16 protein-coding genes, 2 tRNA genes and 1 pseudogene are annotated in these 17,430 nt (G+C 28.1%); 4 read left to right on the top strand and 15 right to left on the bottom strand.

The window, feature by feature from the left end; all coding sequences use genetic code 11:
* Positions 1-337 precede the first annotated feature (337 nt).
* Both B3I31_RS01380 and B3I31_RS14580 read right to left on the bottom strand, forming a co-directional pair.
* Positions 338-411: transfer RNA gene (locus tag B3I31_RS01380), tRNA-Ile, on the bottom strand.
* Between the two features lie 193 nt (positions 412-604).
* Positions 605-700, bottom strand: a pseudogene (locus tag B3I31_RS14580) (hypothetical protein); the annotation flags it as partial.
* Between the two features lie 242 nt (positions 701-942).
* Between B3I31_RS14580 and B3I31_RS01375 the strand changes: the two are divergent.
* On the top strand, positions 943-2,046 hold the full coding sequence (locus B3I31_RS01375; protein ID WP_291087399.1) for a Fic family protein: 1,104 nt from the start codon (positions 943-945) through the stop codon (positions 2,044-2,046).
* A 37-nt stretch (positions 2,047-2,083) separates the two neighbouring features.
* Here B3I31_RS01375 and B3I31_RS01370 read toward each other — a convergent pair whose 3' ends face one another.
* From B3I31_RS01370 to mce, 8 genes are all read right to left on the bottom strand, one after another.
* On the bottom strand, positions 2,084-4,222 hold the full coding sequence (locus tag B3I31_RS01370) for a nuclease-related domain-containing DEAD/DEAH box helicase (protein WP_291087397.1): 2,139 nt from the start codon (positions 4,220-4,222) through the stop codon (positions 2,084-2,086).
* A gap of 80 nt (positions 4,223-4,302) precedes the next feature.
* Positions 4,303-5,403 carry a response regulator gene (locus B3I31_RS01365; protein ID WP_291087394.1) on the bottom strand — a complete coding sequence of 367 codons (1,101 nt, stop codon included), beginning with the start codon at positions 5,401-5,403 and terminating at the stop codon, positions 4,303-4,305.
* The gene (locus B3I31_RS01360; protein ID WP_291087391.1) at positions 5,400-6,575 is read right to left on the bottom strand and encodes a hypothetical protein; all 1,176 of its coding nucleotides are present in this window, start codon (positions 6,573-6,575) and stop codon (positions 5,400-5,402) included. The genes B3I31_RS01365 and B3I31_RS01360 overlap by 4 nt, the downstream gene beginning before the upstream one ends.
* A 12-nt stretch (positions 6,576-6,587) precedes the next feature.
* A complete protein-coding gene (locus tag B3I31_RS01355; protein ID WP_291051027.1) occupies positions 6,588-7,808 on the bottom strand; it encodes a hypothetical protein in 1,221 nt (406 codons plus the stop codon).
* A 1-nt stretch (position 7,809) separates the two neighbouring features.
* Complete coding sequence (locus B3I31_RS01350; protein WP_291087388.1) at positions 7,810-9,087, bottom strand: reverse transcriptase family protein; 1,278 nt, start codon at positions 9,085-9,087, stop codon at positions 7,810-7,812.
* A gap of 364 nt (positions 9,088-9,451) precedes the next feature.
* Positions 9,452-10,441, bottom strand: coding sequence for a helix-turn-helix transcriptional regulator (locus B3I31_RS01345; RefSeq protein ID WP_291087384.1), 990 nt, complete (start codon positions 10,439-10,441; stop codon positions 9,452-9,454).
* Between the two features lie 160 nt (positions 10,442-10,601).
* A tRNA-Ile gene (locus B3I31_RS01340) sits at positions 10,602-10,675 on the bottom strand.
* A gap of 76 nt (positions 10,676-10,751) precedes the next feature.
* Positions 10,752-11,150 carry a methylmalonyl-CoA epimerase gene (gene mce / locus B3I31_RS01335; protein WP_180906086.1) on the bottom strand — a complete coding sequence of 133 codons (399 nt, stop codon included), beginning with the start codon at positions 11,148-11,150 and terminating at the stop codon, positions 10,752-10,754.
* 78 nt (positions 11,151-11,228) lie between these two features.
* Here mce and B3I31_RS01330 point away from each other — a divergent pair, with 78 nt between their 5' ends.
* A complete protein-coding gene (locus B3I31_RS01330) occupies positions 11,229-11,981 on the top strand; it encodes a tetratricopeptide repeat protein (RefSeq protein WP_038337013.1) in 753 nt (250 codons plus the stop codon).
* 114 nt (positions 11,982-12,095) lie between these two features.
* Complete coding sequence (locus tag B3I31_RS01325) at positions 12,096-12,434, top strand: hypothetical protein (protein ID WP_125350109.1); 339 nt, start codon at positions 12,096-12,098, stop codon at positions 12,432-12,434.
* Positions 12,435-12,483: 49 nt separating this feature from the next.
* On the opposite strand, the gene B3I31_RS01320 is transcribed toward B3I31_RS01325, so the two are convergent.
* From B3I31_RS01320 to B3I31_RS01300, 5 genes are all read right to left on the bottom strand, one after another.
* On the bottom strand, positions 12,484-12,864 hold the full coding sequence (locus B3I31_RS01320; RefSeq protein WP_125350110.1) for a hypothetical protein: 381 nt from the start codon (positions 12,862-12,864) through the stop codon (positions 12,484-12,486).
* A gap of 250 nt (positions 12,865-13,114) precedes the next feature.
* Positions 13,115-13,987, bottom strand: a complete 873-nt coding sequence (locus tag B3I31_RS01315) for a tetratricopeptide repeat protein (RefSeq protein ID WP_114999398.1) — start codon at positions 13,985-13,987, stop codon at positions 13,115-13,117.
* 78 nt (positions 13,988-14,065) lie between these two features.
* Positions 14,066-15,088 (bottom strand): AMP-binding protein, encoded by a 1,023-nt coding sequence (locus B3I31_RS01310; RefSeq protein WP_114999396.1) that lies wholly within the window; start codon positions 15,086-15,088, stop codon positions 14,066-14,068.
* 1 nt (position 15,089) lies between these two features.
* Complete coding sequence (locus tag B3I31_RS01305; protein WP_291087381.1) at positions 15,090-15,701, bottom strand: DUF1684 domain-containing protein; 612 nt, start codon at positions 15,699-15,701, stop codon at positions 15,090-15,092.
* Positions 15,698-16,735, bottom strand: coding sequence for an o-succinylbenzoate synthase (locus B3I31_RS01300; RefSeq protein WP_280051304.1), 1,038 nt, complete (start codon positions 16,733-16,735; stop codon positions 15,698-15,700). Before B3I31_RS01300 ends, B3I31_RS01305 begins: the two co-directional genes overlap by 4 nt.
* A 148-nt stretch (positions 16,736-16,883) precedes the next feature.
* On the opposite strand from B3I31_RS01300, the gene B3I31_RS01295 reads away from it, so the two are divergent.
* Complete coding sequence (locus B3I31_RS01295; RefSeq protein ID WP_280049698.1) at positions 16,884-17,336, top strand: hemerythrin domain-containing protein; 453 nt, start codon at positions 16,884-16,886, stop codon at positions 17,334-17,336.
* Positions 17,337-17,430 lie beyond the last annotated feature (94 nt).

Genomic DNA, 17,430 nt, shown 5'->3' with positions numbered 1-17,430 from the left:
ATTTTCAAATCTAAAGGAACTCGTTTCAGAACCGCATCCTTAGTCTTAGCCTTAGCCTTAGTCTTTGTCTTAGTCTTAGTCTCATTCACATCGTAAAATACATATATCTGAAACCTCAAAAACTACTAATCGGCTCATAATTCATACTTTTTTGAGCCAATTAATCAAAATAATCGGCTCATCGTTAAATGAAATAAAAAAATAAATTGGGATTACCTTATTGAAGAAAGTCTTTCAAGCTTACTAAAAAAAAACATAAAAACTTTATTTACAATAAATTATAAATAAAATTAAAAATTATAGACATAAAAAAAGCACCTTTAAAAAGGTGCTTTTGTGGTCCCAGTTGGGCTCGAACCAACGACTTGCTGATTATGAGTCAGCTACTCTAACCAACTGAGTTATAGGACCCAGAGTAAAAGATCAATTTCTTTTCTCGTGGGTGCAAATATATAAAGTTTAACAAATAAAACACTACTTAAAAATAAATATTTTTAAGATTATTTACAACATATTCAATTACAATATAATAATTTTGTATTTTTATTATAATATTTACATCCTTAATTTGATTAAAAATGAAATAATTTATGGTTTATTAACATTATAACTTTATTAAACATAATTGACCTGTTGAAAAATATGTTCTCTTTCCATTCTGATAACAGCAAATCTGAATTAATGATTCTTCATTTTTATTGAGTTTATTCTTTCAATTATAAACCAACAAAATCTGTATTTGACTCATAATTATACGTTTTAAAAGTCAAATCTATTTTATAAGAATGATGATTTTCTTATTTAGAATTGGGCTAAGAAAGATGAAGTAAAATAGTGAATAAAATGTTTAATTGATGTTAATGAACTTAATGAGCTAAATAAATTTATTAATCGGCTCATATTTTTATTATATTTGAGCCAATTAGATTAAATAATCGGCTCATGAAATACAATTGGCAATATAAAAATTGGGCAAAATTTGAGTATAATTCTTCTGTAATCGATCAAATTGTTATGAAATTTGCTTTAGAAATAGGCGAATTAAAGGGAATGATTGATACTTTACCCGAAGATATCAAACAAGAAACGATTATTCAATTTATGATTGATGAAGCCATTAAAACTTCTGAGATTGAAGGCGAATTTTATAGTCGTCAGGACGTAATGTCTTCAATCAAAAATAAAATTGGAATTCATTCTTCTATTAGTCATATAAAAGATAAAAATGCTCGTGGTATTGGAGAGTTAATGGTTGATGTTCGAAATAATTTTAGAACTGAACTAACTGAAGATTTAATAAAGGAATGGCATAAAATATTATTTGAAAATTCAAATTCTATTAATGCAGGAAATTATAGAATTGGCGAAGAACCAATGGTTATTGTTTCGGGAGCTTATGGTCGAGAAAAAATACATTATCAAGCACCTTCTTCAAATTTAGTTCTTACAGAAATGCAAAATTTTGTCAATTGGTACAATGAATTCAAAGTAGAACCAATCGATATTAAAAATGCGTTGATTAAAACTTCCATTGCTCATTTATATTTTGAATCAATTCACCCTTTTGAAGATGGTAATGGACGAATTGGACGTGCTATTGCAGAAAAATGTTTAGCAGAAAGTTTTAATCGTCCGTTAATCATGAGTTTATCAAGTACGATTGAAAAGGATAAAAAGAATTATTACGAAGCGTTGAAAGATTCTCAGCAAACATTAGAAATTACAGATTGGATTTTGTATTTTTCTACAACTATTCTTGATGCGCAAATTCAAGCAAAGAAAATAACGAATTTCACATTAAATAAAACAAAGTTTTTAGATCAAACAAAACCTCTTTTAAACGAGCGTCAACTAAAAGTCATTATAAAAATGTTAGATAAAGGAGCAGAAGGATTTGAAGGTGGAATGTCAGCAAAGAAATACATATCTATTACCAAAACTTCTAAAGCTACTGCAACACGTGATTTACAAGATTTGGTTGAAAAAAGTGTATTGATAACTGAAGGTGCAGGACGTTCTGTTAGATATAAGTTGAATATTAATTAATACCTAAAAGAATACATCATTATTGAAATGGTAAATATTATATTATTATAGTTTTTATTTTTCTATGAAAATCCTTATTACCAAAATTTATAATAAAAAGATTTTCTTTACATCTTGTGATTCCTGTATAAATTAATTCTTCAAAATTCTCAATATCTAAATTTTCAATAATTAAGAAAATATTTTTGCACTCCCATCCTTTAAAACTATGAATAGTAGACATCTTAACTGTTCCACTATTTAAATAAAAGTTTATTTTTTTATTATCTCTAATCGCTTTAAGATTTTTTGAGATTTTTGAAGTATGAATAGATTCTCTAAATAATGAAATCTCTTCACTAAATTTATTAAAAAATGAAATCAATTCTTGTTTACTTGTATTAAATTTCTTACTCCATAAAATCAATTTATCTTCAAATATTTCTGGATATTTTAAATACAAATCATATAAGGTGAATAAAACACTTATTTGATTATTTGCTTTTGTAGAATTATAATCATTATCTCTTTTTAGCAATTTATAAAAATCGAGAATCCATTTTTCATTCTTTAATTTATTAATACCTATTCTATAAATTAACTCCCAAGTTTCAAACATAGTATTAGTTTTCTCATTAGTAGAATACCTATAAAATCTGTCAAATTCTCTAAGTAAATTAATCGTATTTGATAGAATCGTTATATCATTTGGTTGAATATTTCTTAAAACAGAATTCTGGTGAATAATAGTATTTAAAGCAATTAGATTATCTACATCTTCTAAGAACATATATTTAATGGAACCTTGCTTCTCGAAATCAAATTCTATATCCGAATTTGTTTTCGAGAATTCTTTTTTAAAGTCAATTTCATATTTATCCTTAAAAAATTCATTTTGAAAATCAATTGTAAGATCTTGAATTTTAAAATCAGAACGATAACTTTTCTTTAATTCTATAACACCCCTAACATTAGTTACGATATCTTTATTCTCAGTTTTATTGTTGTATATATTTTGTTTTACATCTCCAAATAAAACGTATTCTCCATCTTTTTCTAAAAAGAAATTTTTTAAAATATCCATCCAAGGCCTTTTATAATCTTGAATTTCATCAATAAATATTGCCTTATAAGTCTTTAATTTACTTTTGTTCTCTTCAAATAATTTAACATTTGAATAGTAATTTTGCTCAAAATAAATTTCTTTTTGTTCTTCTGTATATTTATCAAAACCATCCGGTACCATAATTGAAATACCTATATTATTTAATTCTGTTTTTATAAATAAATGATAGTTTGAAATATAGAAATTACGCCAATCAAAATCTTCTCTAACTAAACTTATTTTATCTTTTATATAATTTTTTAACGTGATATTGAATGTAAGAATAAGTATATTATCATTATTCCTCTTAACTGCTTGTACTGCACGTGCTGCTAAAATTGTTGTTTTTCCAGAACCAACGACTCCTTTTATTCTTTGCTCTTTTTTCACCGATCCTGCATAAATAATTTCTTTCTGCTTCTCAGAATAGATTATTTCACCTTTTACTTGCTCCTTAAAATGAAATGGAGGATTTAAAAATCTCTTAATACTTGTATACATTTCATCCGTAAAATAATACGATGGATTTTTTGAAATTAAGTAACATTCTTTTAAAATCCTTGTAAATGATTCTGGATTTAAATCATCTTTACCGATTAACGAAACATTATATTTTAAAAAATCTAAATATTTTCTATCGTGTTCAAATGGTTTGATCAATAAATCAGAAATACTTCTATTCGTTGCATTATGAAAATAAACAGCACACTTAACAGTATTAAAATTTTTAATATCTGATATTTTTAATTGTAGTAATTTCTCAATGTGTAAATTGAATAAATTTTCTTTATATTGAAGTACCTGAGAAATAGGCGATTTAATTTTTTGATTAATTGACTTTACTACCCAATTCTTCTTTTCATCTAATTTATAGAGATCTAAATTATAATCTTTGACTTCAATAATAAGAACACCCTGTCCTTTTTTCATTATTATTATATCAGGGCGGTCACCGTTAAGAAAAGGATTAAAAAATATTTCAAAAGTATCATCTAAAAATTCATTTAAGAAATTCAATATATGTAATTCTCCAAATTCTGGTTTAACTCTAAAATTTTTTATTTCGTCTAAAGTTGGGTAAAAAATTGCCATTTAAAATATTATAAATAAAATATATAAAAAAGTATAAGTAAAATCAATGCGTTATTTTCAGAAACAATAAAATATTTAGATTATGCTAACCTTAACAGATTAAATAAAAAATTAAGCATTTCTATATTCTTATGAAAAGATTCTTCTGATTTTATATCTGTTGTTAGGTTATCATTAAAAATAATTTGGACATTACTATGTGTATAATCACTTTTATTACGGAAGTAATTTAAATCATTGAAAGATTTAATTAAATTACTGTGTTTATCTTTTGTATAAGCATAAATTAAACTAAATATTTGATCACTTAAGTTTATAGTATTATCATTAAAATACTTGTATTCCGAAGCTTCAAAATCAACTAGCTCACTATATTTATTAAAATTCACTTTACATATTTCATTATCAATGTATTCTATAAAGAAATCGCCATTTTTAAATTTCCAATTTGTCGATCTTTTATATCTTCCATCCCAAGTATTATTAATGTCAGTATATCCTTTTGAAATCTCTTCTAGAATGGAAAAAAAGATGATAAAAGAAACTGACTCCTTATCATATTCAAAGGTATTCTTCTCTATAAAACTCTGTTTTGAAAACAATTGTCCGTAACCTAATTTTAATTTATCAATAATCCTTTGTTTTACGTTAATAAATCTTTTGTCTGTTCTCTTAAAATATTTATGTGAATCAATACAATTTATAATTTCAATACATTTTTTCCATATAATATATCTTTTATAACCCTCTTTAATTAGATTTAAAAAAGATTCTTGTAGATTTTTTAAATTTTCTTTTGAGAATTCTGATGAATAAATATGATCAGGATGCTCTTTTATATAAAAACAATCTACACCATATTCTTTAAATTTATCAATATTCCAAATCTTAGTTGAAGCTGTAAATAAAATTATAGGAGAAGAAAAATTAATAGAAGTGAATTCATTTTTAATATGTTTTAATAATTTAAATCCTGAATATTCTTCAACATTTTTTACATTATGATCTGCTTCAGAAAGCCTCATATCCAAGAAAATTACATCATATTTATTATTTAATTTTATATATGCCTCCTCTATATTTATTGCTGATTCAATCGACCCTGTTTCTTTTATAACTGCCAATTCTAAGATACTTTTCCAACCTTTTTCAGCTAAATCGTCAATTAGTAAAATTTTCATTTTTTTGAGAATTTTGAAACATCAATTTTTCCTAATACTTTTAACCCTGAGAGTTGCTCAGAATATTTTTTTTGTTCAACTATCACTTCTTCTTCAATTGGCTTCAATAAATTATTTTTCGCAATTAACCATTTGAAATAAATCGTTTCTAGTTTTTTCTGATCGAATCCTTCAACATTACTTATTGGAATATTCGCATTTCGTGCTAGTTGATATATCCCCCATTCATTTGCAACTGAATGATTATCATAATAATCTTTAGGAACTTCTAGCTTAAGTTTAGCCATTTCAGAAGGTAAATCTTCAATTGTAAAAGATTTAAGATTTAAATCAAATGAATCAATCATATAATTCACAAAGAATATATTTTTAGTATTTAGAATATTAAAATATTCATTACCTAATAAATAGCTCAAATCTATATTACTATAAATAACGATAGGAGTTAATTGGTTTAAAGTTGATGTACATCTAATATGAGTTGCTAATCTTAAGCCGTTAAAATCTGATAATACAGAGCCTAAACTAATCGGTAAATAGATGGTTTTATATTCTTCTTTATTTAAATTAGAAAATATAAATGAGGAGAATTCATTATCAGAAACATTATTAAATACGACTTGTTCCTTTGCTTTTGTAAATAAATTCTTAACACTATTAAAAGCAGGTCTAATATGTAAGTATAAATCATCTATTTCTAAAGGAGGTAATGTCTGAGAAAATTCTACAGCAACTTTTATTTTAGTCTGTAAATCTTCTTCAAGTTTATAATTTTCTCCAAACAATAGATAATTAAGATTTAAATCCTCATTCCTATATTTCTCCAGAAATATTTCAAGATTATTATAGAATGCTGAAACTGGAATATTAGCAATGTTATTCTTTATATCTCTTGAATTTTTAGATCCACTAAAAAATACCACTGAAAGATTATTAGATATAGCCTTTTCTTCTATTCCTTTTCTTCTATCTATAGCCTCATTTCTTAAAGGTGTTAAATCTAGAAAGGATTCATGGTAAAGAACAACATTTCCTTCCTTGAAGATTTTCTTGCTATTTTGAGTCAATTCATCTAATGTATAAATTGGAGAAATAATATCATTAAATTCTTCGAATCTACTAGTAGACCAATTATAATCTTTCTCTTGTCTCAATTTTTTATCATCAATCAAATAAATCATTTGCTAACCTTTAATAATTTCTAAAATATGTTTTACACCTCCTACTTTTTCCTTTAAAACCTCTTCTTTTGGGCGTGATGTTTTCCATAAATCTTTTTTATTCCAAATTCCTAATCTATAAGATTCATCAGATTCAAAATCTGCTTCAAGAATTAGATTACAATTTCCATTTATTTGATTATTAATCAAATTTCTGTATTTATCCCCGATCCTTTCTTTTGTGTTTATTAAGCTCTTCTTATAAATAGAATCTTTATGTAGTATTCCGAATAATATCTTACCATCTACTTCTTCAAGACTTAATACAACTTTTGGTTTGGTTAAATTATCTAATTCAATGATTAATTCAATAATTTTTGAATAAGCTTGTAAAAATTTATCAACATCAACAAAAAACTCTATCATTTCAGGAAATGATTCTGTTTCAATTATAAAATCTATTTGATCTTGAAATTTCTCATTTACAAAATTCACCAATTTTAGTAGAGAATTATCCGCTCGTATATGGAATAACTTTTTAAAGTAAATGACTAAATTTTTAAAATCATAAAAACTATTAATGGATTCTTTAATTTTAATTGGATTAGAAAATTCGAATCCTAATTGTTGAATTTGATTAGCTAATCCATCACTTAAATGAGGAGGAACACCAGGATTATTTTCCGACCAAATTAATAACTCTTCACTAGACCAATTAAATTTAATATTCTGTGAACTCCAACCATTTTCTAAAATGTCACCTTTATAATCAAGTCCTGTTAAATAACCTCTTATCAAAGCTTTTAAATAAGGTGGTGCAAATTGATTTTCAAATTTTGAATATTCTTCTATAACTTTTTCTAAATGCTTTTTAAATGAATATTCAATTCCTCCACAATATTTTTTTATGTTTTCTAACTCATTACTATCTATATCGTGACAAGTTGATTTCAAAATGGGATTTTGATTAAAATTTAATAGGAATTTATATGTATTTTTTGGAGAAATATACGTTATATCAAAAACATCTACAGTTTCATCATTATTTACCCCTGATTCTTCCATACCTTTTTTATCCTTCGTAATATTTTCAAGATTAACTAACCTTTCTTCAATAGTTTTGAATTGAAATGAATCCTTCTCTATTTCTTTTTGAGTAAGAGCTAAAACACGATCTCTTTGCGCGGCGTTCAATCTCTTATCATTCAAAAGTTTTTGAATGAAGTCATATTTCTTACTGTCCATTTTATAAAGTAAAAATTATATTAGAATTCTTTTTATTATTGGAATCATCAGCATCAAATCCCATTATATCAAGGATACTATTTATGTCATCATTATCTAAGAAATCAGTTAATGAAATTCGTTTATTATTATAATAGATATCCATTGCTTTAGAAATTCCCGCTTCTTCCCAAGCGTTTAAAACTTTATCAATTTTAGATACTTTTCCTATTGACTTATAGAATCGATTTTTTAAAGTTAAAAACTTTTCATCGTCTTTCCCACGTACCATTCCAAGGTATAATAATTTACCTTCAATTACATTAAGCATAGAAGCATTCATACTTTTGACATGACCTTTCTCTTTCGAATAGTCTTTTTTAAAGATTTCTGTCGCCTTTTCTATCCCATATTTCTCGATGAAAAATATCCACATTCTTAGTTGTTTCACGTATTTCTGAGAAACATTAGCATATTCATTTACTGTAATACCTGTTACTTCCTTACGATAACCGTTTCCTTGCAGACGTGTTTTCGCTTGATTAATCATTAAATTTTGTGCTGTAATGATACGGTTTAATTCCAACGTAAATGTTGGATTAGAATATACATCATAATTTGATGAAAAAGTGATATCATCTGCATACCTAGAATAGGTTAGTTTAAAACGTTTTGCTAAACCTTTTAATTGACGATCTAATTTATAGCAAAGAAGGTTTGTCAACGAAGGAGATGTTGGACTACCTTGAGGTAATACAATCTTAGTTTCACCCTCAATCATTAATGGATGCGTAGTTAAGCAAGCTAGAATGAATGAAATCTTTTCTTTAGATTTATCACCTTCAAATAATTGATACCAAATCCCCATTTTAACTCGATTTCTATCAAAAGAATGAAAGAAGTCTTTTAAATCAATGTTATATACATACTTTTTGTTGGTATGCATTTTAGCATTATCTACAATTGATTTACCTGCTACAAACCCAAATGCATTTGTATGAGGAGTATATATGAAGTTAAATAATTGATTTAACGATTTTAAAATTAAATTTAATTCACTAATCGGAGCATTGATTTTACGATCTGCTCCAGATTTTTTTTTAATCGTAAATTCTCTGTATCGATTTTTTGCTAACGCTGGATTTGAAAGTTTTGCTAATTGTTCAACTTCTATTGTATGCTTTATTTGCGTTAACTCATTTGTTTGATTTAATACAATACATAAATCATTTAAACTTTCTATTTTTAAGAAGTTTTCTTTGATTTCAGTAATTTGAGCAACAGTAAGAGAATTTTTCATAGTGATTTGGTTAGCTATAAATCCAATGGAATACCTGTATATTCTTTATGTAAACAATTAAAAATAATTGATAACTGAATGATTAATTATAAAGCTTATTTATTGAAGCGATTACTATCGTAAAATGAAGAAGCTTTATAGAGGATCATTCATAAATAATAAAAATAAAATAATATTAAAATAATAAAAATATTATCTATGTATTACTTCATCACATTGTCCCTCTTATAGAGGGTGATTACCGATCGTTGTTTAATCGAAATTATACCAGTAATCAAAATTCAATATTTATGTCAGGTATTCCAAAGAACTGATTTGTTTTATTGATGCAAACTTAGAAGCTTATGGTGCAATCTAATTGCATCTAATAAAAATTATTCATTTTTTTAATTCTCTCTTTTAATTTTAACCTTAAAGATTCAGGCTCGATTACTTTCATTTTATCTCCAAATGATAGTATTAAACTTTCTAATTCGTAGTTTAGTTTAATATTCAATTCCAAGATATTACCTTCAATCCACTGTTCTTCATGAAGTGGTTTAGTTTCAAGATAAGGTATAATATCATTCACTAATTCAATTTTAACCTTCTCTACTTTCTTATCTTGAAAATTTGTAACTCCTATAATCTCATTAAAATAAATTTCGAAATCAATCGTACTCTCAATATACTCAAAAGTAGTACTTTCAACTGAAACAATACGGTCTAAAGCCAAAGTTTGAATATAATTTTCATCATGATTCATCCCTAATAAAAACCATCTGTTGTTATATTCCTTTAAATAATATGGAGAAATATGAATTGAAATTGGATTCTCTAGAGTAAAAGGATGATACAAGACTTCTAACACCTCTTTATTGATGATTTGACGATATAATTGATGAAGATATTCAATTCCTCTTAGATAATCATTCCCTTCAAAACTGATTATTTTCTCTTTACTCGTATCAATATCCAATGCTGTTTCCAACTGAACCTGCATTTTACTTAACCAATCAAAACCAGGTAAACCTTTTATACGAGACATTGTAATTAATGCATCTTTTAATACGGCAGATTCATTCGCATCTAAATCCTTTTTCATAAAAGAATAAGACGGATCAGAATATCTATAATAAGATTTACGACCTTCTTTAAATTTTTCAATTGGCGCAAAATTACCTCCTGAACCCTTCATAAAATCTATATCGTATTGAATTGTTCTTTTCGATACAGAAATCTCGTAACTGTAATAATCTGAAAGTTTTTGTGAACAAACACGAATTATATCTTCTAAAAAATATTTTTTATGAAAATTAGAGAAACATTCGTCTAATACTTGATAGCGTAAAAATGCATTTTTAGTTTCTGACATCTATAGATTTTCAATAATAAAACGCTAATATATAAAATGGGTATCAAACGGGTATCAAAACTATGGTAAAAAATGGTGATTTTAAAATGTAGTAAAAATGCTAAATGATTAAAAATCAACGTAATTAAACAAAAAAAAGCACCTTTAAAAGGTGCTTTTGTGGTCCCACTTGGGCTCGAACCAAGGACTTGCTGATTATGAGTCAGCTACTCTAACCAGCTGAGTTATAGGACCAGAGAATTAAGCAATAAAAAGGAAGCTATCACCTAATTCGTTTGCAATATTAAAGCTATTTTTTTGAACTTCAAAATTATTTTACATCTTCGCAAAGCTCTACCAATACGCCATTTGTTGTTTTAGGATGCAAAAAAACAATACGCTTATTATCTGCTCCTAATTTTGGCGTTTCGTTAATAAAAGTAAACCCTTGATTTTTAAGACGCTCTATTTCGACTTCGATATCATCTACTCCAAAAGCAATATGGTGAATTCCTTCGCGATTTTTTTCTAAATATTTTTCAATAGCACTATCATTTTTTTCAGAACCGACCAATTCAATCTTCGATTCGCCTACTTCAAAAAAAGAGGTTCTCACACCTTCCGACTCCACTGCTTCTTCTTTGTACGGTGCTTTTCCCAATAATTTTTCAAATAATTCATTCGATAATCCCAAATCTTTTACGGCAATCCCTAAATGTTCTATTTTCATGTGTGTTGTTTTGCGTAAAGATAAACTTTTCTAAAATTTTTTATTTAAAATTTAAAGAGTTTGTTGTAATATTGAACTATGAGTTTTTATGAAGATGGGAGTCAATATCTCCGCAAAGGTCAGTATAGAAAAGCGATTGATTATTTTACATTATCGATTAAGCGTCAAATAGAAGTGGCAAATTCATATTTCGGTCGTGGATTGAGCCAATATTATATGAAACAAAATACAGATGCAATCAAGGATTTTGATAAAGCAATTGAATTAGATGATAAAAATCCAAACTTCTATTTCTACAGAGGAATGGCAAATTTCAATCAATATAATCCAACAAAAGCAGCTGAGAATTTTGATAAAGTGATCGAGATTGATCCGGCAAGTTTTGTAGCTTATCATCAAAAAGGTTATGTATTGATGAATTTGAACAAATACGATGAGGCGATCGAATGTTTCAATAAAGCTTTAGAAATTAATCCAGATTACGAATCATGTTACCACAATCGTGCATTTTGCTACGATCAATTACAACAATTGGATAAAGCAATCGAAGATTATTCGAAAGTAATCGAAATGAAACCACATTTCTTGTCGTATTACAACAGAGGAAATACTTATTTTGTTTTGAATGATTTAGAAAATGCATTGAACGATTTTAATCAATCAATCGAGTTAAATCCAAATCATTTCTTATCATACTACAACAAAGGCGCAATCCTAGAAAAATTTGAGAAACAAGCCGAAGCTGTAGAGGAATACAAAAAAGCATTGCAGTTGAATCCTGAATTTTATTTAGCTGCCGAAAGATTAGCACAATTAGAAAATCAACAATAAAACATAGAAATCGTTTCGAATTGGAACGATTTTTTTTTATGTCATTTATTTCTTATCGTAAATCAATGTTAGACCATGCGTTGTGTTGTTAATTTGCCTTAAAATTAATCTAATATGCAAGTACAAATCGCCGTTTATGGTAAAAACAAAGAAATTGTAGACACGTTAGAACGCGTGATTAACAAAAATGAAAACTGGAAAGCATTTTGTACCTGCTCACAAGAAGAATTGAAAGGATACGTATCAACAAATAATATCCAAATAATATTATACAGTAGTGGAATTGGTGCTTCGGAGGTAGAGAAAATGGAGGAATGGATAAGCACTTATTTCCCTACGATAAAGCAAATCCATCATTATGGTGGCGGAAGTGGTTTGTTGAAGTGCGAAATTGATGGCGCTTTGGCTGGAATAAAACCTATTAGCAAAGCAAAAATCAATGTTATTCTTTAGCCTTTTAAGAGAAAAAAGCTTTTCAGTTGTAGATGAAAAGCTCTTTTTTTTACATATTTTTTATAATCCAATAATCTCGGGAAATCCCAACATCATTGCGATTAACTTCTATTTCGTCGCAAAAATCTAAAAATAATTCGTCCAAAGTTTTATCAATTTTTGGTGTAGAACCGAACAATTTCGTTAGAATGGGATTAGTTTCGTGCTCCAATAACTTCCCTGTAAACTGCTGAATGTTATTTTCTTTAATTCCAATAAATGTACTTGGCGCAAAAACCATCACCTCGTCCGCATCAATCACCAAAAATGTTTTTGATTTTTTGATTAACTGAATCGATTTCTTTTTTTCTTCATCCGTTCCAACTTCTAGACTTTCCAAAAACAACTCGACGTTATCAAAAACTTCTTCCTTATCTTGAACAAATTCCATCTTATAAATTTTAGCAAAATTAAAGTTTTTTTTCTGATTGTCCACTTTTATTCACGTTACCTATTTATCATTTCAATAGAAAAGTCTTCATCTATTTATGCAAAACTGAAATAAACTCAACTTGACATTATTGTCATTCTAAACCTGTCGAAGAATCTCAGATTATTCTAAACTACTTCAGTCATCTTCAACTCGATTCAAGATCACAACAAAAATATTTCCTTGAGAAAAATGTAGTTGAGTAAAAAAACTAATCTTCTTTCAATAGAATTTCGACTTCTAAATATTCGTGGTAATTTTTGACAAAATCATGGTCAAAATCAATGTCTTCTAAGCGCATTTGAATCCCTTTTTTATCAACATCAATATAATCTAAAATCGTTTGAACATTATAAATTTCAAGATTATGAAACGTCGGATACAACGTAATTTGCTTCAAGGTAAGTGCCATTATAAAGCAATTGATTCCATTAAAATTAACCCCGATATCAGCGAAATTCTTATAAAAAGCAATCAAATTTGTTTTGAGCTGAAGATTATAATTAAAACTTCTCAACTTGAAATTTTTTAAGACCAATCGATTTGTCGTTTTCAAGACAATTTCTTCTGTGATCTGAAGATTTTTACTCAATAATTCTAAAACTTGTTTATCCTCAACCAATTGATACAAAATATTCAAATATCGTTTAGCTTCATCAAATTCAAACAATTCCAAACTCACTAAAATTGATAAGAAAAGAAATCGTTGATTGGTAGGATACACAATTTCTATTTCTTTCAAATACTTTTGTGCTTCCTCAAATTTCAATTTATGAATATAATATTCGGCAATGTAGAAATTCGCCGCATACAAGTAATAATCTTCCTTTTTTGCTTCTAAAAGATACAAAATCGACTCTTCGTTGAAGTTTAAATTGCGCTGAACAACTCCTTTCAGAAAAAGTGCTTTTTTATCTTTTGGATATTCGTGTAGCAACTGATTTAATAAATCTTGTGCCTTAATTAATTGCTGAATCGGATTGTGAATAAACGAAAAACTTTTCCAAATGGGATATTGATTCTCATCCATCTCGTCGTCAAGAATCAAGAAAAAAATATCATTAAAAAGTTTATTGTAATCCACAGTATAAGTTTTTTAGTAGTGCTAAAATTAAGCTATTTTTAGGTAAAATACACGAACAAAATAAAAAATAGGTCGGTTCTAAAACTGTTGTCTTTTTACTTTTCCACTTTCAGTTCGTGGAAATTGATCGATAAAAACAATTTCTTTCGGTTGTTGGTATTTAGTTAAATCTGCCAAAGAAAAATCCAAGCTCCTCTGCTCTCCTTCCACAACTAAAATTAATTTCTGACCTAATAATTCATCCGTTTTTGAAGTGATATAAAAATCAGAATCAATGAACGGTTTCAGCTTATTTTCTATTTGTTCTGGAAATAATTTTATTCCACCCGAATTAATCACATTATCCGCTCTACCAATCCAGTTAAATTTTCGTGTATCAATCAATTCAACCACATCATTCGTTACAACTTGCAATCCATCATAAGGCGTATCAATCACCAAACAACCTCGCTCATCTTGTGAAATCGTTACCTCATCAAACGCTTCAAAAACTTGTTCTGCATTAGGATATTTTTGATTCGCAACTTGTTTAAACGCAATATGTGTAATCGTCTCCGTCATTGCATATGTTTCGTAGACTTCGTTCTCAAAAGCAAACAATTCTTGTTTCACTTTCTCCGAAAGAGGCGCTCCTCCGATAATTAACTTTTGACATCTTGAAACAAAATCTAACGAATTTTCAACTTGCATAGGCGTTAACGCAACAAAATCAATAGAGGTAAAATTTTGTGAAATTCCACGATTAATTTCATTCAAAGAAATATGAGAAGTTGGTTGCATACAAATCAATTTCAATCCGATTTCTACTGCACGAACCAACATCAATTTTCCAGCAATATAAGTAACAGGCATCACCAATAAAGCCGAATTTCCTTTCTCTAAATGCAAATATTTTCCCGTCATATTCGCACTTTTTCGCATATTTTTTTTGGTTAAAATAATCTCTTTCGGAGTTCCAGTAGACCCCGAAGTATGCGCAATCATCACCTCAGAATCAGAAAACCATTCAACCAAAAAATCTTTTACGGATTGTTCAAATTCGTTGGTAACTTCAATAGCGTTGACATCAAAATTAGGTTGAGAAAAATCTAAATACAACATTCTATTTATGATAACTTACACCTGCATTAATTTCGACATCCAACACATTATTCGCTGGCGGAATCGGACAATTGTAATGTTTGCTATATGCACAATATGGATTATACACTTGGTTAAAATCTAACGTAATTTCATTGGCTGTTGTACCCAAATCTTTTGTTGTCAAATCCAAATAACGTCCACCTCCATAAGACGTCACGCCGTTTGTTTCGTCCATAAAAGGTAAAAACAAACTGTCTGCATATTTCTCCATAATTGGTGAAGATTGATAAACCGTCAGCGTTTGTTCAACATTATCCAACATAAATGTCACCGTTCCGTATTCTTTGTAATTTTTGATTTTCTTCGCAGAAGTAGGAAACGGAATCACCTTTCCATTTTTGATTGGCGTAAATTTCGCTTTCACAATATATTTTTCACTGATCGGAAAAAATGTAATCCCTTTGAAATTCGTTTTTTCTTCGTCTACCAATGGCGTCGTTTTAGGATCAGTGTAAAAAGTCGCCAATTCGGTTTGATATTTTTGGATTGCAACTAAATCAATTGTTTTTTTTGTCGTTTGACAACTCATTAAAACGATTGTTACAAAAATTGCGATAATTACTTTATTCATGCTAATTTGTTTCGAAATAAATATTCTCCTCTTAATTCTAATCTACTCGGAAAATTGTTTGTAAACAAACCTCCTGTTCCCAATCCTTGTGGCATTTCTGGGTATAAAATTGCCGTCCATTGTGCAATAGCGTTTAAACCGATATTGCTTTCCAAAGCAGACGTTATCCAAAACGGAATTTCGTATGTATCTGCCGCATTAATCCATTCCAACGAACCTCTGATTCCACCAACCAAACTTGGTTTTAGAATAATATATTGCGGTTTGATTTTTTCTAACAATTCGAATTTATCCTCTTGATGAACAATTCCAATTAATTCTTCGTCCAACGCAATTGGTGTCGGTGTTGTAGCACACAATTCCGTCATCAAATCGATTTGTCCAGTTTTGATAGGTTGTTCAATCGAATGTATTTTTAATTCTGCCAATTGTTGTAAGACCACTTTTGCTTCTTCAAACGTAAAACCTCCATTCGCATCTACTCTTAATTCTAATTGATCCGCAGAAAAGTCTTGTCTTAATTGTTGAATAATCTTATGCTCATTTTCCCAATCAACACCGATTTTAATCTTGATACAATTGAAACCTAACGCTAATTTTTCTTGAATTTGTTCGCGCATAAATTCTACCGAACCCATCCAAATTAATCCATTGGTTTGAATTCCGACATCACCAGATGAGAACGATGATTCATACAAATTAGGATTATAACAATCATCGTAATGATCATTGTATCGATTGGCTGACATACTTTGAAACGCTTGCTCCAATCCAAATTGAATCGAAGGCCATTCTCTCAATTGACTCCATAATGTTTCAATTCCTAAATCAATATTCTCGCATGCCCAATGTAATTTTTCTTCATATTCAGGTCGATCATCAAAACTCAACCCTTGGAATAAACCACATTCTCCTACATATTTTTTTCCTTCTTCTATGGTTAATAAATAAGTCAGTTTTTCGGTCAACACTCCGCGTGAAGTACCACTTGCTTGTTTAAAAATCAATTTGTACGGTTCAAAACTTGCTTTCATTCCTCAAAATTAATCAATGTTCAAGAATTTCTCAAATGAAACAGAAGTTCTTTTTAAATTAAACTTTTTCATATAAACTTAACTCATTCAGTGTTTTATTCGAAATATTTTGTAATTTTAATTAATTATTTAACCATAATCAATTACTATGAAACGAAATCAACATATTGTTCTTTTGTCAAAAGATCATCATTTTGGTTTACTGTGCAGTTGGAAAATACAACAAGGTTTAAATAAAAACATTGAACCAGAACGCATGGCAACTTATGTCGATTACTTTTGGAAAAGTCATCTAAAAGAACATTTCAAAGAAGAAGAACAAATTATCTTTCCTTTTTCGGACGAACAACACAATACACAAATTAAGGCAGAACATATCGAAATCGAACGTTTAATTGAATTAATTGCCAAACAACCTGACACAAATTTATTAAGTGATTTTGCAACAAAACTTCATGATCATATCCGATTTGAAGAACGTGCATGGTTTCCATTTTTGGACGAATATATCAATGAAGACGATTTTGCTGCTATTGGATTAAAATTAGAGGAATCACATCAAAAAGTTGAAGACGATTACAACGACGAGTTCTGGAAATAAACCTTCCTTTTAAAACATGATATAAATTATAGTTTTAACCCGTTGTGCATTTTAAATAATTTGAGTTTTTAGCTTATTAATATTTCGATTAAAG

It is taken from the genome of Empedobacter sp. UBA3475, from assembly GCF_002378465.1.
GTDB lineage: Bacteria > Bacteroidota > Bacteroidia > Flavobacteriales > Weeksellaceae > Empedobacter > Empedobacter falsenii_B.
This window is presented reverse-complemented; position numbering and strand designations above follow the sequence as displayed.

Coding starts and splice junctions, on each gene's coding strand:
- B3I31_RS01375 (WP_291087399.1), top strand. CDS start 943: ATGAAATACAATTGGCAATATAAAAATTGGGCAAAATTTGAGTATAAT.
- B3I31_RS01370 (WP_291087397.1), bottom strand. CDS start 4,222: ATGGCAATTTTTTACCCAACTTTAGACGAAATAAAAAATTTTAGAGTT.
- B3I31_RS01365 (WP_291087394.1), bottom strand. CDS start 5,403: ATGAAAATTTTACTAATTGACGATTTAGCTGAAAAAGGTTGGAAAAGT.
- B3I31_RS01355 (WP_291051027.1), bottom strand. CDS start 7,808: ATGGACAGTAAGAAATATGACTTCATTCAAAAACTTTTGAATGATAAG.
- B3I31_RS01350 (WP_291087388.1), bottom strand. CDS start 9,087: ATGAAAAATTCTCTTACTGTTGCTCAAATTACTGAAATCAAAGAAAAC.
- B3I31_RS01345 (WP_291087384.1), bottom strand. CDS start 10,441: ATGTCAGAAACTAAAAATGCATTTTTACGCTATCAAGTATTAGACGAA.
- mce (WP_180906086.1), bottom strand. CDS start 11,150: ATGAAAATAGAACATTTAGGGATTGCCGTAAAAGATTTGGGATTATCG.
- B3I31_RS01330 (WP_038337013.1), top strand. CDS start 11,229: ATGAGTTTTTATGAAGATGGGAGTCAATATCTCCGCAAAGGTCAGTAT.
- B3I31_RS01325 (WP_125350109.1), top strand. CDS start 12,096: ATGCAAGTACAAATCGCCGTTTATGGTAAAAACAAAGAAATTGTAGAC.
- B3I31_RS01320 (WP_125350110.1), bottom strand. CDS start 12,864: ATGGAATTTGTTCAAGATAAGGAAGAAGTTTTTGATAACGTCGAGTTG.
- B3I31_RS01310 (WP_114999396.1), bottom strand. CDS start 15,088: ATGTTGTATTTAGATTTTTCTCAACCTAATTTTGATGTCAACGCTATT.
- B3I31_RS01305 (WP_291087381.1), bottom strand. CDS start 15,701: ATGAATAAAGTAATTATCGCAATTTTTGTAACAATCGTTTTAATGAGT.
- B3I31_RS01300 (WP_280051304.1), bottom strand. CDS start 16,735: ATGAAAGCAAGTTTTGAACCGTACAAATTGATTTTTAAACAAGCAAGT.
- B3I31_RS01295 (WP_280049698.1), top strand. CDS start 16,884: ATGAAACGAAATCAACATATTGTTCTTTTGTCAAAAGATCATCATTTT.